Origin of the sequence: Bradyrhizobium sp. CCBAU 53421 (genome assembly GCF_015291625.1) — a bacterium.
Classification (GTDB): domain Bacteria; phylum Pseudomonadota; class Alphaproteobacteria; order Rhizobiales; family Xanthobacteraceae; genus Bradyrhizobium.
This window is the reverse complement of the sequence record NZ_CP030047.1, coordinates 8053900-8068246: the sequence shown is the minus strand read 5'-3', so window position 1 is coordinate 8068246 and position 14347 is coordinate 8053900. Positions and strand designations below refer to the sequence as shown.

General features: G+C 59.5%; 14 protein-coding genes. 10 read left to right on the top strand and 4 right to left on the bottom strand.

What is annotated here, in order from left to right; genetic code table 11:
- Positions 1–3: 3 nt before the first annotated feature.
- From XH92_RS37465 to XH92_RS37425, 9 genes are all read left to right on the top strand, one after another.
- Positions 4–624, top strand: coding sequence for a nodulation protein NolU (locus XH92_RS37465; RefSeq protein ID WP_305825864.1), 621 nt, complete (start codon positions 4–6; stop codon positions 622–624).
- Positions 621–1244 (top strand): type III secretion system stator protein SctL, encoded by a 624-nt coding sequence (gene sctL, locus XH92_RS37460; protein ID WP_194456533.1) that lies wholly within the window; start codon positions 621–623, stop codon positions 1242–1244. Before XH92_RS37465 ends, sctL begins: the two co-directional genes overlap by 4 nt.
- Entirely contained in the window at positions 1241–2596 is a 1356-nt protein-coding gene (gene sctN, locus XH92_RS37455) for a type III secretion system ATPase SctN (protein WP_246787968.1), read from the top strand. Before sctL ends, sctN begins: the two co-directional genes overlap by 4 nt.
- Complete coding sequence (locus XH92_RS37450) at positions 2572–3108, top strand: hypothetical protein (RefSeq protein WP_194456532.1); 537 nt, start codon at positions 2572–2574, stop codon at positions 3106–3108. The genes sctN and XH92_RS37450 overlap by 25 nt, the downstream gene beginning before the upstream one ends.
- Before the next feature lie 113 nt (positions 3109–3221).
- The gene (sctQ, locus tag XH92_RS37445; protein WP_194461616.1) at positions 3222–4223 is read left to right on the top strand and encodes a type III secretion system cytoplasmic ring protein SctQ; all 1002 of its coding nucleotides are present in this window, start codon (positions 3222–3224) and stop codon (positions 4221–4223) included.
- Positions 4216–4881 (top strand): type III secretion system export apparatus subunit SctR, encoded by a 666-nt coding sequence (gene sctR, locus XH92_RS37440; RefSeq protein WP_028343882.1) that lies wholly within the window; start codon positions 4216–4218, stop codon positions 4879–4881. The genes sctQ and sctR overlap by 8 nt, the downstream gene beginning before the upstream one ends.
- A 2-nt stretch (positions 4882–4883) precedes the next feature.
- On the top strand, positions 4884–5159 hold the full coding sequence (locus tag XH92_RS37435; RefSeq protein WP_016844749.1) for an EscS/YscS/HrcS family type III secretion system export apparatus protein: 276 nt from the start codon (positions 4884–4886) through the stop codon (positions 5157–5159).
- A gap of 10 nt (positions 5160–5169) precedes the next feature.
- Positions 5170–5991, top strand: coding sequence for a type III secretion system export apparatus subunit SctT (gene sctT, locus XH92_RS37430; protein ID WP_194456531.1), 822 nt, complete (start codon positions 5170–5172; stop codon positions 5989–5991).
- Positions 5988–7025, top strand: a complete 1038-nt coding sequence (locus tag XH92_RS37425) for an EscU/YscU/HrcU family type III secretion system export apparatus switch protein (protein WP_194456530.1) — start codon at positions 5988–5990, stop codon at positions 7023–7025. Before sctT ends, XH92_RS37425 begins: the two co-directional genes overlap by 4 nt.
- 126 nt (positions 7026–7151) lie before the next feature.
- On the opposite strand, the gene XH92_RS37420 is transcribed toward XH92_RS37425, so the two are convergent.
- The 4 genes from XH92_RS37420 to XH92_RS37405 are packed head-to-tail and all read right to left on the bottom strand — an operon-like array spanning position 7152 to position 10347.
- Positions 7152–7817, bottom strand: coding sequence for a CpaD family pilus assembly lipoprotein (locus tag XH92_RS37420; RefSeq protein WP_194456529.1), 666 nt, complete (start codon positions 7815–7817; stop codon positions 7152–7154).
- A gap of 10 nt (positions 7818–7827) precedes the next feature.
- Positions 7828–9282 carry a type II and III secretion system protein family protein gene (locus tag XH92_RS37415; protein WP_194456528.1) on the bottom strand — a complete coding sequence of 485 codons (1455 nt, stop codon included), beginning with the start codon at positions 9280–9282 and terminating at the stop codon, positions 7828–7830.
- Between the two features lie 28 nt (positions 9283–9310).
- Entirely contained in the window at positions 9311–10000 is a 690-nt protein-coding gene (locus XH92_RS37410) for a response regulator transcription factor (protein ID WP_194456527.1), read from the bottom strand.
- A gap of 41 nt (positions 10001–10041) precedes the next feature.
- Entirely contained in the window at positions 10042–10347 is a 306-nt protein-coding gene (locus XH92_RS37405) for a hypothetical protein (RefSeq protein ID WP_194456526.1), read from the bottom strand.
- 3122 nt (positions 10348–13469) lie between these two features.
- Here XH92_RS37405 and XH92_RS37400 point away from each other — a divergent pair.
- Entirely contained in the window at positions 13470–13910 is a 441-nt protein-coding gene (locus XH92_RS37400) for a VirK family protein (RefSeq protein ID WP_194456525.1), read from the top strand.
- The last annotated feature ends 437 nt before the right edge of the window (positions 13911–14347 follow it).

Below are 14347 nucleotides of genomic sequence, written 5' to 3'. Positions count from 1 at the left end.
TCAATGTCTCCCACTGAACCCAATCGTTCGTTCACGCTGGCTTCCGATCGATTGCGCGAGCTTACTGCCTCGATCCATCCGAGCCGCCTTGCTGCCTGTCTTGATCCGCTGCTGTCGCCAGCCACGTTGCTCCGACTACAGCAGAGTTTTAGGCTGCAGCCAAGACTGGCCGCACTGCTGGTCGGCCACGAAGTCGATGTGAGCGGAGCTGGTTGGAACGAGGATCCTTTGCTCGGGCATGATCCGCGGCGCGCCGCCCTGCTCGCCGGCAGTATCTGGCATGCACGCTCCGTCCTGAAGCTGGTTTCAAAGCACGATCTGTCAATTTTGGTCGAAATGATCGGTGCAGAAGCGCATGCTTTCGCCATCCGGCATCTATCCAGTGCAGTCGCAACAACCCCTATTGCCGATCCGGAACGCCTGTCGCGACAGATTGAAGATGATGGACATGCCTGTCTTGGTGCCTGGCTCGATAAGGCTCCAGCGCTCGACCGTAGCCGTGTGCTTCTACGCCTGCCCGCCGGCACCGCCGCGGACAATCCGGCAGCTGAGCACCGTTGCGCCGCAGGCGCGCTGCTCTCCTTGGTTATGGCCCATTTGAGGGCGGAGGCTGCCCCGGTATGACGGTCGACGTCCCAGCATTGCCTGTGCCCCCGCAGATCCGCCCGCTTGGACCCCTGATCCCGGCAGCCGAGCTCAAGATCTGGCATGACGCCGTAGACGCGCGGGCCGCTGCCGAACGGCACCTGCAGCGTGTTCGCAGCTGGGGGCGCAAAGCTTATGAGCGGGAACGGGGGCGCGGCCATGCCGAGGGCGTCAAGGCGGGCGCAGAGGAAATGACGCGACTGATTGCGCAGGCTGCGTGTGAACTCGCGCAGCGAAAGGCCGTTCTGGAGCAGCAATTGCCCGAACTGGTCATTGAGATCGTGCGCGATTTGCTTGGCGCCTTTGATCCGGGCGAGATGCTGGTTCGCAGTGTTCGTCACGCGATCGAGCAGAAGTACAAGAACACGGAAGTCTGCCTTCACGTATCGCCCTTAAAAGCCGATCTGCTTGCCAGTGAATTCGCAGCCTACAATGGACAGGATGGCCGGCCCAAGGTCAGGATCGAGCCGGATCCGGCGCTCGCTGCGGACCAATGCATTTTGTGGAGCGAGTTTGGCAATGTCGACCTCGGACTTGCCGCGCAACTCCGCGCGCTCCGTTTGGGGTTTGGCTTGCCTTCGCACGCAGGTGAGCCATGACCACGCAACGACCGACCCATAATGCTGCGGCTGAAGAAAGGGCCGTCAACGCCGCGCTCTCATCCTTGAGATATTCCGCTAAGCATATCGACACGCGTGCCGTCCGCGGTCGGATCACGCGGGCGATCGGTACACTGCTCCATGCCGTCCTGCCGGAGGCCCGGGTTGGAGAACTATGCCTCTTGCAGGATCCCCGCAGCGGATGGTCCCTCGAGGCCGAGGTGATCGGTTTGTTGCCGGACGGAGTATTGCTCACGCCGATCGGTGACATGGTCGGCTTGTCCAACCGTGCGGAAGTCGTCACGACCGGGCGAATGCAGGAAGTGCCGGTCGGCCCCGATTTGCTCGGCCGCGTGATCGACAGTTTTGGTCGTCCGCTCGATGGTAAGGGCCTCATAAAGGCTGGCGAAGTGCGTCCGCTGCGTGGAAAGGCGCCTAACCCCATGAAACGGCGCGCTATCGAACATTCTCTTCCGCTCGGCGTTCGTGTCCTGGATGGCCTCCTGACATGTGGAGAAGGCCAGCGGATCGGAATCTATGGAGACGCCGGTTGCGGCAAGTCGACACTGATGTCGCAGATCGTCAAGGGTGCAGTCGCCGACGTCACGATTGTCGCGTTGATCGGCGAACGCGGCCGAGAGGTTCGTGAATTCATCGAGTGCCATCTTGGCGAAGCGCTCCGCCGCTCGGTCGTCGTTGTTGAGACCTCCGATCGTTCGGCCATGGAGCGGGCGCAGTGCGCCCATATGGCGACGGCGCTGGCCGAATATTTTCGTGATCAAGGGCTGCGCGTCGTTCTGATGATGGATTCCTTGACGCGCTTTAGCCGCGCGATGCGCGAAATCGGCCTTGCCGCAGGAGAGCCTCCGACTCGGCGCGGATTTCCGCCCTCCGTCTTTGCGCTGCTGCCGGGCCTGTTGGAGCGGGCCGGCATGGGCGAGCATGGCTCCATCACGGCCTTCTATACCGTGCTTGTCGAAGGCGACGGGACGGGCGACCCAATCGCGGAAGAATCACGCGGCATTCTCGACGGGCACATCATTCTCTCGCGCGCGCTAGCCTCGCGAGAACATTTTCCGGCAATCGATGTGCTGTCGAGCCGAAGCCGCGTCATGGATGCCATCGTGTCTGTTCAGCATCGCAAGGCCGCATCCTTCTTCCGTGATCTGCTCTCGCGCTACGCCGAGGCGGAGTTTTTGATCAAGGTCGGCGAATACAAGCAAGGCTCCGATCCCCTGACCGACCGGGCGATCGCCTCGATCGAGGAGTTGCGCACGTTCCTGCGCCAGGGCCAGGACGAAGCATGCAGTTTTGAGGAGACCGTGGCATGGATGTCGCGCCTGACCGCATGAACTGTGTTCATGCGTCGAAATTGCGGCTGGTGAAGGACACAAGGGAGCGGAGTGCCCTTCGTGAGCTGTCCAACATGGAAGCCAAGCGCCGCATCGCAGACGATGCGGTCGCACAGGCTCGCGAGCGGCTTGCAAATGCCGAAAAGCACCGCGCAAGGGTCGAAGCCGAGCTCTATCGGAAGATGTTATCGGAGAACGCGATATCCGTCAGCGAACTCGAACGCCGCCATCATCTCATCATCGGACGACTCACAGAGGACATCGCGGCGGCCCAGCGGATTCTTGACGAAGCGCGCTCCGCTCAAGATCAGGCCGCGACTGCAGTCCTTGAGGCACGGACGCTTTGGACCAAACGTTCGGCAGCCTGCCACAAATGGCAAGAAATCGAGCGTGACGTTGAGCAAAGCACCAATGCTCATGTTGAAGCCGCCGCGGAGATTGATGCGGATGATGAGGTATTGCTTCGCTACTGCAGAGGCGCGTCCGCCCTAAGGGGAGACGAACCGACCTGATGGCCGATACTTCTACCTTAGCGCCAGCATGCCGGGAGGGGCAGGCGTCCCTTGTGGCCCAGAGGCCCGACAGATCGGTGCCATTCAGGGCGCAGCTGATCCTCTCGCATGCTGTGGTCTCCTGGCTCAATGAGATCGCGGTTTTCCGCGGACCTCTGCAAAGCCGTCTCGGCGACAAGCCGTTATCGCTGCGTATAAATCGGCTTGTCTGGCAAGTCGAGCCGACTGAGACATCGATGCTTGATTGCGTCTTTGACGCCGGCGGCGAAATGCTCGTCCTGTCCTTGCCCGTCCCGCTAGCTGAAGCGCTGGTTGCGACCGTACAGAACGGCCTGAGCTTACCTTCCGAGCCGACGCGTTCGCTGGTCCTCGAACTGGCGCTTGAGCCGTTGCTCGCTCCACTGGAGCGACTGATGCAGCGGAATTTGCAGCTTCTCCGCACCGATGAAGCGGCGGAATCAGGTCCATACCTGGAATTCGAGGTCGCCTATGGTCAGCTCGCAAGTAAGGCTCGCCTGCTTTTATTCTCGTCTCTCGACGCTCTGGTTCCACCAGCGTTCAGCGTGTTGGGCGAACTGCTTGGCCGATTGCCGCGACAGACGCCCAAGCTTCGTTCCGAACTGCCTGTGATTGTCGCAGGCCAGGTTGGCTCGCTCCGCATCACGATCGGCCTTGTTCGTCAGGCACAGCAAGGCGATGCGCTGCTGCCGGACGCCATTCCGCTTGCTCAAGGCCAGGTCATCCTCACTGCGAGCACATTGTGGGCTCCTGCCGAGATCGCCGGCAAAAGGCTGGTCCTGCGGGGGCCGTTCCGCCCGCAATCGCACCCCCTGAAAAGTGGATACATGACGACACAACTCCAAGCAGAACAGCTCCCCTCCGAGGCCGATATCGACAGTCTCGAGATCACGCTCGTATTCGAATGTGGCCGCTGGCCGATGTCGATTGGAACCTTGCGGAGCATCAACGAAGGCCATGTGTTCGAACTCGGCCGGTCGCTTGACGGCCCCGTCGATATTCTTGCCAACGGGCAGCGTATCGGCCGCGGCGATATCGTGCGGATCGGCGAGGAACTTGCCGTCAGGTTACGCGGCAGGTTGGCGGTCAATGACTGAGATTCAACCCAGCATCCTGGCGCTTCTTGCTATCACGGTCGGCCTTGGCCTGCTCGCCTTCGCGGTCGTTACAACGACCGCTTTCATAAAGGTCTCTGTTGTGCTTTTCCTGGTGCGCAACGCGCTCGGAACCCAATCGATACCGCCCAACATTGTCCTGTATGGGGCGGCACTGATTCTGACGGTCTTCATCAGCGCGCCGGTGTTTGAGCAGACCTACAACCGCCTGACGGATCCGCAACTCCGCTACCAAACGTTCGATGACTGGGTGACGGCCGCCAAGGAGGGACAGGAGCCGCTGCGCGCCCATCTGAAGAAGTTCACCAATGAAGAGCAGCGCCGGTTTTTCCTGTCGTCGACCGAACATGTCTGGTCGGAGGAGATGCGCGGCAGTGCCACGGCTGATGATTTTGTGATTCTCGTGCCGTCGTTCCTGATCTCGGAGCTCAAGCGCGGCTTCGAAATCGGCTTTCTTCTCTATCTTCCCTTTATCACCATCGACCTGATCGTCACGACGATTTTGATGGCCATGGGGATGTCGATGGTATCGCCGACAGTAATATCTGTTCCATTCAAGCTCTTTCTATTCGTCACCATCGACGGCTGGTCGCGTCTCATGCACGGGCTGGTCCTAAGCTACACGACGCCCGGAGGTTGACAATGAACGAAGCCAGCATCCTCATGCACCTGAGCCAATCGCTCGTGCTTTTCATGATCTGGGTTCTGCCGCCGCTCCTCGCAGCTCTGATTTCGGGATTGATCATTGGCCTCATCCAGGCGGCAACCCAGCTCCAGGATCAAACCTTACCCCTGACCGTGAAGCTTCTGGTCGTCGTCGCCGTACTCGCCGGCTTCTCTCCTGTGCTCAGTGCTCCGCTCATCGAACAGGCCGAGCGCATTTTCAGCGAGTTTCCTGCACTCACCGCACGATACTAGCGGGACTTGGATGGCTGGTCTGTCACCCACCGATGCGCACGCTCTCGTCCAGGGCGGCATCGAACTTGCCGCGGCAACCGGCCTAAGCGCGGCCCGCGCCTTAGGCATCATGCTTGTGCTTCCCGTCTTTACGCGGCCGCGTATCAGCGGCCTGATTCGGGGCAGTCTGACGATTGCGATCGGACTACCGTGCCTCGCGCAGATCAAGCTGGGCCTGGAGGCGCTCGACCCGAACACGCGCCTGATCAGCGTCACCGTGCTCGGTTTGAAGGAGGTCTTCGTCGGCCTTCTGCTCGGCATCCTGCTCAGCATTCCCCTATGGAGCATCCAGGCAGTCGGCGACATCATCGATACCCAGAGAGGAATCTCAAGCCAGGTCGCGGCGGAAGATCCTGCAACGCACAGCCAGGCGTCGGGAACCGGGCTTTTTCTCGGTGTCACTGCGGTCACGATCTTCGTACTGGTCGGCGGCCTTCAGACCATGGTGAGCAGCCTTTACGGCAGCTATCTGATCTGGCCCGTGTATCAGTTCCTGCCTGCGGTCACGGCACAAGGGGCAATGGAATGCCTCACCCTTCTCGATCATATCATGCTGACGACGCTATTGGTCGCCGGGCCCGTGCTGGCCCTGCTGCTGCTGATCGACGTGTCGATCATGATGCTCGGCCGCTTTGCATCGCAGCTCAAGCTGAACGATCTTTCGCCTACGATCAAGAATGCCGCCTTCGGCGTCATCATGGTCAGCTACACCGTCTATCTCCTCGAATATACGGGAGCTGAAATCCTGACGTCGAACAACGTGCTCGCGCATTTCAAGAAGCTCTTGAAATGAGCGGCACGAGTGAGGAGAAAAAGCTTCCTCCGACACCCAAGAAGCTGCGCGATGCACGCAAGAAGGGGCAGAGCGCGCGCAGTTCGGATTTGGTGAGCGGGGTCAGCGCCTGTGCCGGTTTTGCCTGTCTGTGGTGGAGAGCGGGAGCGATCGAAGACAAGTGGCATGAAACGGTTCGGCTGATCGACAAACTGCAGGAGCAGCCTTTCACGAGCGCCGTTCCGCAGGCGCTCAGCGGCTTACTGGAACTTTCGATCGCAGCGGTCGCGCCTTTACTCGCGGCCGCCGTAGCAGCTGCCCTTCTGGCTAATGTTCTGGCCAACGGCGGTTTCATGTTTGCTTTGGAGCCACTCAAACCGAAACTTGAGAAACTGGACCCCATCAAGGGCTTGACGCGGATCGCATCGAAACGATCGGCCATCGAGCTTGGCAAGACTCTGGTCAAGGTAGTGCTTCTCGGGACGTGCTTTTTCTTCACCGTGACCGCTAGCTGGAAAGCGTTGGTGTACTTGCCTGTCTGCGGCATGGGTTGTCTCGGACTGGTCTTCACCGAGGTCAAGTTGCTGGCCGGGATTGCCGGCGGGGCGTTTCTCGTCGGCGGATTGACTGATCTTCTGATCCAGCGCTGGCTGTTCCTGCAGGAGATGCGCATGACCGAAACCGAGGCCAAGCGCGAGAACAAGGAACAGCAAGGCAATCCGCAAGTGAAACGCGAACACCGGCGACTGCGCCAGGAGTCCGCGAACGAGGCTCCGCTTGGCGTTCATCGCGCCAACCTGATCCTAAGGGGTTCCAAAACCTTGGTTGGGCTGCGCTATGTTCGCGGCGAAACCGGCGTGCCGATCCTGGTCTGCCGTGGCGAGGGCGAAACTGCTTCCAAACTGCTTGGCGAGGCGCGCGCGCTGGGCCTCAAGATTGTGGATGACAACGTCCTGCCGCGACAGCTGCTCGGCACGGCAAAGCTCGGCAACCCAGTTCCTTCGCAATATTTCGAGGCGGTCGCAAAAGCACTTTACGCTGGCGGCCTGGTCTAAGAGTGCTTCCGGGCGAAGCGGGTCCCGGTTCGCGTGAAGAAACGCGCCAGAGCGAAAATCGATGGACGCGTTCCAATTCAATCGGAACGGAAGACCGTGTATCAACTTGACGGTGGCGCCGGCCCCTCACCGAAGGGGCTGTACGTCCCTCGTCGTCGCCGCGGGGGCTTCCGGTGTTGCCCTGTTGCTCGCTCCATCTTCCTCTTTGCTCTTGTTCGGCGGCGCGAAGGTGCCGTAACTGGCAACAGGAATGGCGGCGCGATCGCCACTACTTGTCATGACAGATCGATTGTCCAGCAAGTCGAGCGGATCGTTGACCATGACCGCCAGATTGTTTCTGGTCGAGCAGCCAAGCGTCGGATCGAATGAATTGTCGTTTACTGCAGGCCCGACGATGGAAAGCGACGGACAGACCGGAGGATGGGCCTCAAAAGTGATCGCCTCGATCCGGACCCCGAAGCGGGCGGGCAGATCGATCGGGGAGGCGGCCAGGCGGATGTTATAGGGGGCGATGCCCATGGCACGGGCCTCGTGGGCCACTTGTGCAATCAGCCGGGGTGAGCCGGTGACGTCAATATGGAGTGCATCTCGCCGACCGCCACTGGCACGCGCAATGAAACTCCGCAGCCGATGCCTTTCAGAGCCACGAAGGCTCTGCAAGAACAAGACGGTGCTCTTCTTTTCCACCTGGATTGCCTGCTCAGCTGGCTCGGATCGGACCGAAGCACTGTTTGCGCATCCACCCAATATTGTCGCCATAATGATCAAATGGCACAGATGTCGCAAAGTCATTTGACGATCCTCATTCGATGATAAAGCCGGCGTTGCCCGTCAATCCTGGTGCACTGGTGCGGGGCGCATCGTGGTCTCTTGGCGGCCGCGCCAGTGTATTCGTCAAAATGCGGCCCGCGTCCGACGGCGGTGCGATGCGATCGCTCGGCGCACTCATCCGGCTCGGGTTCGATCCGGGCCGCACGATGTAAGGTGTGACAATAATGACAAGTTCGGTTTCTCGCTTTTGAAACGATGAGGAGCGAAACAGCGCGCCGAGGATCGGCACGTCGCCGAGCCAAGGAAATTCGCCGATGTCGTTGTTGAAGTTGCGCCTAATCAGTCCGCCGATTGCAAAGCTCTGACCGCTGGCGAGCTCGACCACGGTGCTGGCCCGCCGCGTCGAGAGGGCAGGGACTTCCATGCCATTGATCTTGACTTGGCCCTCGCTCGACAGTTCGCTGACTTCCGGCTTCACGCGGACATTGATCTGATTATTGTTGAGAACCGTCGGAACGAATTCGAGGCTCACGCCGAACTGGCGGAATTGAACCGAAACCTGGCGATTATCCTGCATCACAGGAATGGGGAATTCGCCGCCGGCAAGGAAGCTCGCGGACTCGCCGGACATCGCGGTCAGATTAGGTTCAGCCAGGATTGAGGCGAGGTTTTCGCTGGCGAGTGCGTCGAGAACAGCACTGAGGTTGGTATTGCCGGCGCTAAACCCGATGCCGATCGTGCCGCCACCGCCGGCAGCGCCGGACCCGCCATCTTTGCCGCTGATCAAAAAGGCACCGTTCGGGCTGGATGCGGTGAAATGGATATTGAGATCCTTGACGGCGCTGCGGGAGACTTCTGCGACTCGTACGCTGAGATTCACCTGCAACGAGCCGGCGACCTGGATCTTGTTGACGACCAGCGCTCCCGCCCCAAGAAACTGCTCGGTAACCTTCTTGGCGGTCTCGACGACCTCAGCATTGGGCGCCGTGCCACTTAGGATAGCGCCGCGTGGCGTATAGCTGACCTGGATCGGATAGTCGCCGACCTCGGCTCGAAGTGTTGCTCGCAGGTCCTCGATCGGCTGTGTAACGACCACGCGCAACTCGGCGAGAGCCTCGCCGTTTTCGTTCAGGGCAAACAGGCTTGTCCGACCGGATTTCTTGCCAAACACGAAGATAGTTGTGTTCGACGGCGCCTGATAATCCGCAATCGTCGGATCGGCAACAAAGATGCTCGCCGCCGCAGCGGTCAGATGAACTGTCTTGCCCTGTGAAGTAGTCAAGTTCAGCGTGCCGGAGGCGCCGCCGGGCGCCGCGTGTGGCGGTTCTCCTTTGCCGTCCCGCTTGATCTCAGCTGCCGCCGCGGACGAAAACAGCAGAGCAAGCCCGCACAGGACGTAGCAGAGGCGAGATAAAACGGCAGAACGCGACGCGCTGGCGACCATCGATGGCCCATCAGTGCCGGCAGCATTGTAAATGACCTTCAAGGGATTGTTGCTTTCAAGTTCGATTTAGTCAGGCAGCCGAGGCTGCCTCAATGAGTTCAAGGGTGTAACCGACGCCGCGCGCGGTCTTGATCCTGAGCGTCGCACCCGACTGGCTCAAATGCGTGCGCAAGCGATAGATTCCGACTTCCAACGCATTAGTCGAGACCTCATCGTCGAACGCATAAAGGCTGTCCTCCAGCGATGCGCGCGGCACGGTGCGGCCGGCACGGTTGAGCAGATGTTCAAGAATGCACACTTCGCGGCGGGCAATCTTCAGTATTTGACCACCGACCGCGACTTGCCTTGCAATGGGGTCGAAATGCAGATTGCCGAATGTCACCAGCGGCGCCGTCATTTGCGTCGACCGCCGCAGAATGGCCCGCATGCGTGCGATGAGTTCGTCCGTCGATACGGGCTTGGGGAGGAAATCGTCCGCGCCCGCATTGAAGATCGCAATCCGCCGGCCGAGATCGTTGAGGCTGCTCATCATCATGGCCGGCATTGAGCGTCCCTGGCGCCGCAGCTGCTTCAGCCAATCCAAGCCGTCTCCATCGGGCAGAACCAATTCGAGCAGAAGAATGTGGTAGTTGGCGCAATCCAGCGCGGCTGCCGCCTCATCCAGCGTGCGTGTCACGTCAACGGCGAACCCGCAATAGAGGAGCGCTTCCTTCACAGCACGGGCAAAGTCCGCATGATGATCAACCAGGAGAATTCGCATGTCGTCGCCTCTCGTCCATCCACGCCAAGAACTTAAGCGCGTCACGGTTGATCAAGAGGTTCGACGAAACTGACAGACGCCCGCTTTGACGTGAGCGTAAAGCTGCGACAGCGATGAAGCGGAGCGTGGTGGCTGGCGATCAATCCCGGTGACGTCCCTATCGTGAGATTGGAAAATGTAATGCCCTGACGGCGACTGCGTGCGTCGCCGGTGATGCCGAGCAGGCCCCTTGTGCCGAGAAGAATCGCGAAATCACTCACGAGGCCGCAAGCCGTTGCAGCAGATCGGCGGATCTTGGCATCGACCGCAGTGATGTCTGCACGCACTGAGTAGCCGTCTTCGATCATGATTGCGCTAGAGCGCGTAATCGAAGCCAATGCCCAGGAGCGAGCCGATGGATTTGTGACTGAACAGCCTGGCGAAACCGACATTATTGGAACTCCCCACCACTCCCCTCCTTGCCCCAGCGCCGCGGTCGATCGTGCTATGCTGTCGAGCCTATGGCGTCGCCAAGTCACGATGAGGCAAGGTTTTCGGCGCGAATGACACTTTCAGGCCACGCATCTGGACGGTGCCTCCGGCGCAGCGATGTACGACGAACAGATCGATGTGCCTCCCGACTACTGAGAAAACTGCTCCCTGGCCGATGATGGACATGCAGGGCGCCAACGATCCCGATGTTTTGCCGCGTCCGATGCTGCGCCCCATCGACAGTCGTGAATGAGGGGCAGATAGGGGCGCCGCTCGTCGGGGCTACGACGCCTCTGATCGAGGTCATTGCGCCAGCTGTATCTCATCTTGGATGAGCGGCGGCGGAATGATTTGAGCTCAAGTTTTGGGTTCCGTGGTGCACGGACAGTGCGAGGTAAACAGAGCCCGCTTTCGGGCCAAATGCTAGTTCCTGATCCGGCTGTGACAGGGGTCGCACTGAGTCCTTCGTGCTGCACGTAAGCGGTGTTGAGAACACGCCGTCGACAGGGGTGATCGATCCGTGTGACGGAGCGAAGCGGGGTGGCGTTGAGTTTGAGAGACGTCCGCAATTCTTGCTACCTGTCGGGAAGTGTTCGCGCGAGCGCGGTTGTGTGTCGCGATGTTGTCGGAAATCCTACAATCTGACGTTAGGTGAGATTCAAGTGTCTTTAACAATTGGTTACAACGTACCCTCAGACTTGCGCGCGTCTTGAAGCGACAGCGAGGCAGTCTGGACACGGTCATAGCGTTGAGGATCGCGGTCGGTCTTACTTTCCAACGTCGTTGGCATTTCGTCTCTCCAAATTCCATGACGCGCAGCCTGACCTGCAACGATGGCATGAGGCAGTCATCCTTGCTGCGCGTTAAGGCGGAAGCCGTATCGCGCGTAAGCGTGCGAGTGCCGGATCGCCTCACACGTGGCGATTGGCAGGCAGACTGTGGCTGGCCGCAAGAAGCGTTGATCTGACGCGTGAGCTTAACGTCCTGGATGCAGACGCGCGATTGCCGAAGTGGAATTGACCGGCAAGGGATTGGACAGAGAATAGATTGTCACACCACATTTCTGAATGTTGCCTCCAAAGACCGCAACCGACTATGGGGGCTTCATGCAGGATCGGCAAAATCAATTGTTTTGATGGAACGCATTCAGAAGGCGGATAGGCGTAGGGCTGCTGCGCCGCTTGCCGTGTTTGACGCGGCGTTTACTGCGCTCGGTCATGCGGTACTATTGATGGTCTTCTGATCAAACGCGCGTCCCGCATCACGTCGAAGGCGTTCTCCGGCTCACGACACGGGTTCGGTCTCGGGCACGAACGCAAGGACTGGGCCGATGTCAGGCAATAGCCGAAAGCCGCATGAATGAGTGACATCAAAAATCAGTTTGGAAGGGCAGGTCAGGCACCACGCGTCGTACGGATTTGCGTCGCGTGCGGTCCGGTAGTCGTCGAGAGAAACAGGCGTTCGGTCTTTCTGATTGCCGCTCTGGCCAGCGAGCACATCAGATTCGCTGCATCGATGTTGTCCTGATCCTCGACACTCATCTCGAGCCCAAAACTGCTCAGAACGTCGTCTGGCACCGAACCGAGGACCTCGGTACGGTGTAGGAGTGCAACGTGCTCGCATGTTGGCGATTGCTCCCGCCAAGTGGTCTCGCAAAACGACCAACTTTAGTGGATCCTCCTAACGACACGAAAAGAGAAGCTGTCGGCTTGCCGCTCATATGCCATTCAGCCAGGCGCGCAGGGCCCATAGGATATCATTCCAGAGGATCTCCAACCGAAGAATGATGCCTGCCGTGTTACGAACGTGGATATTGCGCTCGTCTTTGCTTCCGTGCGTGGCTTGGAAACGCTGTCCTGGCTCTGAAAGCGCGTCAGAGTGACATATGATGACCCCGCTGGATTGTCGAAGAGGCGGACTCGATCGACTCTCTCATCGAAAGCGGCGGCCGCTGGCGACCAACGTGCTGATTGCTGGTCGGCGGGGTCGATCTCGTTTCTGAGCGCATCAAGCATGGCACCACCTGTCGGCGTTGCGGCGAGATTGGCGTGGGCGCCCACAAATGATGTGGCTGCATAGCGACCGGCTTGCGTGGCGACCTCGTTCGGCGCAGACCTGGCCGTCCCGGGATTTGCCGCAAGGGGGACTGAATCGGACGCGGGGTAGACCGAAACCAAGGCTACTCAAAGCTTGCTTATTCTCGGACCTGTGCGCCAGCGCGTTGGGGTATGCGCTCAGCTGGTCTGGCTGCCGGTCCACCCGGTGCCGCTGCTTCAGGACGCCGTGAGCGTCAAAGGGAGTGATTCCGTGGATCAACGATCATTCTTCTTCCATCTCCCCTCAAGAGCCGGCCGTTGGCATGGAGTTTTGCGGGTGCAGCTTTCGAGAAGCTGACTGACCTGGAGGTATCCGTTTGAGGGGTGCCGGATGAATTCAGTTCAGTGAGGTGTGCGGTCAGCCAAACGGAAGCCACGCAAAGCGATAAATTACAAGCCAACACTGCTTTGTGCCATCTGGCGTTCCTGTTTCGACAAGGGCGATTACGGCTGCCTTGACTGAGCTTTGTCGCCCAACCACCCATTGCCGGCCTATTGTCGGCTGGTACAGAGTCCTTGCCAGGTCTCAACGCGGAGAAGCTGCAGATGCGGCTGGTCGAGGTGCTCTTTCGGAAGTCGTCCGCTTAGGCACATTTGGGGCCGCATTCCCTCGGCCATATCGGTCTCCGTTGGATTAGCGCAACCGGTTTGTCGTTTGTGGTCTTAAGCGGCCGGCCCTCGATCGAATCGTTCCAGCGATGTCGCACGAGGTCAGGCCACTTCAGCAAACCTGACCTACGAGGTTGTGACGTCGGAATAGCCGTCACAGCCACTTGTGCCTGGTCGCGACAGGTTGTTTTTGTCGCAGGCGCGGCGCTTGATGTCTGGAATCCGCCAAACGGCTTGCGAGGACGACGTCTTGCAACGTGCGATCTTTGGTACTTCTCGAGGGAGATGAGCATATGAAGTTCACTGGCAAAGGGCTGACGATCCTGTTGTCCTTGCTTTCGGCCGTAAGCATGAGCACGATGGCGAGAGCCGACGAGCCTTCGCCGAAATACACCGAGGTGCTCAATGCCCTGCAGACCGGAAAGAATGTGAAGCTCATCCTGGACATGAGCCGCTGTGCCAACGCGGAGGCTAGCAAGCCTGCTTCGGCGACGCAGGCCGGTCTGGTCATCAATGCCTTTAGGGTAACGCCCCAGAACGGCATCAGCTTCGCCAATGCGCACCAAACGGTGGACAGCACCGGACATGCCGTCACCGAGTACATCCGCCATAGCCTCAGCCGCGAAGGCAAGCTCACGGTGCGGGCCTCGAAGCTTGTCGTCGGGACCACCGAGCTCGTGAACCAGGGCGAATTCGTCTGCGACCTGCCTGATGGTGCGAAGTTCATCTGGTAAACGAAGAGCACTGCGCAGGAATCTCATTTCGAAGCCGGTTCCTTAACGCGTGGATGCTTCACCGAACTTGGCACGATAAGCTAGATCGTCAAGACGGCCAGATTGTTTCTGGCCGTCTTTCGTCCGGGTGTCCCGAGTTGCACGAAGTTGCGGCAGTTCGCTCGAAAGCGCCGTATGATGGCTGACGATCCTCATCGGATCTTTGTAGTCGCAATATCGGCAGTTCCGGCTACTCGGTGATCAGGAGCCAAAGGGCCTCATTAAACCAAAAACCAGGTCGCCAAAGTACGTTCCTATCCTCGTCCGCGACCCTTGTGAGACACTCCTTCCAATCCGATTAATCCACCGGCCCGCGATGATTCGCACTTGATCCTCGGCCAAGCCATTGTCTTTTGGCGCGTTCGCATCTTGTATCCCGATGGTTCTCGGATCAGGTC

Excerpts from the sequence above, each read along its gene's own strand:
- XH92_RS37465 (WP_305825864.1), top strand. The coding sequence starts at position 4 with ATGTCTCCCACTGAACCCAATCGTTCGTTCACGCTGGCTTCCGATCGA.
- sctL (WP_194456533.1), top strand. The coding sequence starts at position 621 with ATGACGGTCGACGTCCCAGCATTGCCTGTGCCCCCGCAGATCCGCCCG.
- sctN (WP_246787968.1), top strand. The coding sequence starts at position 1,241 with ATGACCACGCAACGACCGACCCATAATGCTGCGGCTGAAGAAAGGGCC.
- XH92_RS37450 (WP_194456532.1), top strand. The coding sequence starts at position 2,572 with ATGGATGTCGCGCCTGACCGCATGAACTGTGTTCATGCGTCGAAATTG.
- sctR (WP_028343882.1), top strand. The coding sequence starts at position 4,216 with ATGACTGAGATTCAACCCAGCATCCTGGCGCTTCTTGCTATCACGGTC.
- XH92_RS37435 (WP_016844749.1), top strand. The coding sequence starts at position 4,884 with ATGAACGAAGCCAGCATCCTCATGCACCTGAGCCAATCGCTCGTGCTT.
- sctT (WP_194456531.1), top strand. The coding sequence starts at position 5,170 with ATGGCTGGTCTGTCACCCACCGATGCGCACGCTCTCGTCCAGGGCGGC.
- XH92_RS37425 (WP_194456530.1), top strand. The coding sequence starts at position 5,988 with ATGAGCGGCACGAGTGAGGAGAAAAAGCTTCCTCCGACACCCAAGAAG.
- XH92_RS37420 (WP_194456529.1), bottom strand. The coding sequence starts at position 7,817 with ATGACTTTGCGACATCTGTGCCATTTGATCATTATGGCGACAATATTG.
- XH92_RS37410 (WP_194456527.1), bottom strand. The coding sequence starts at position 10,000 with ATGCGAATTCTCCTGGTTGATCATCATGCGGACTTTGCCCGTGCTGTG.
- XH92_RS37405 (WP_194456526.1), bottom strand. The coding sequence starts at position 10,347 with ATGATCGAAGACGGCTACTCAGTGCGTGCAGACATCACTGCGGTCGAT.
- XH92_RS37400 (WP_194456525.1), top strand. The coding sequence starts at position 13,470 with ATGAAGTTCACTGGCAAAGGGCTGACGATCCTGTTGTCCTTGCTTTCG.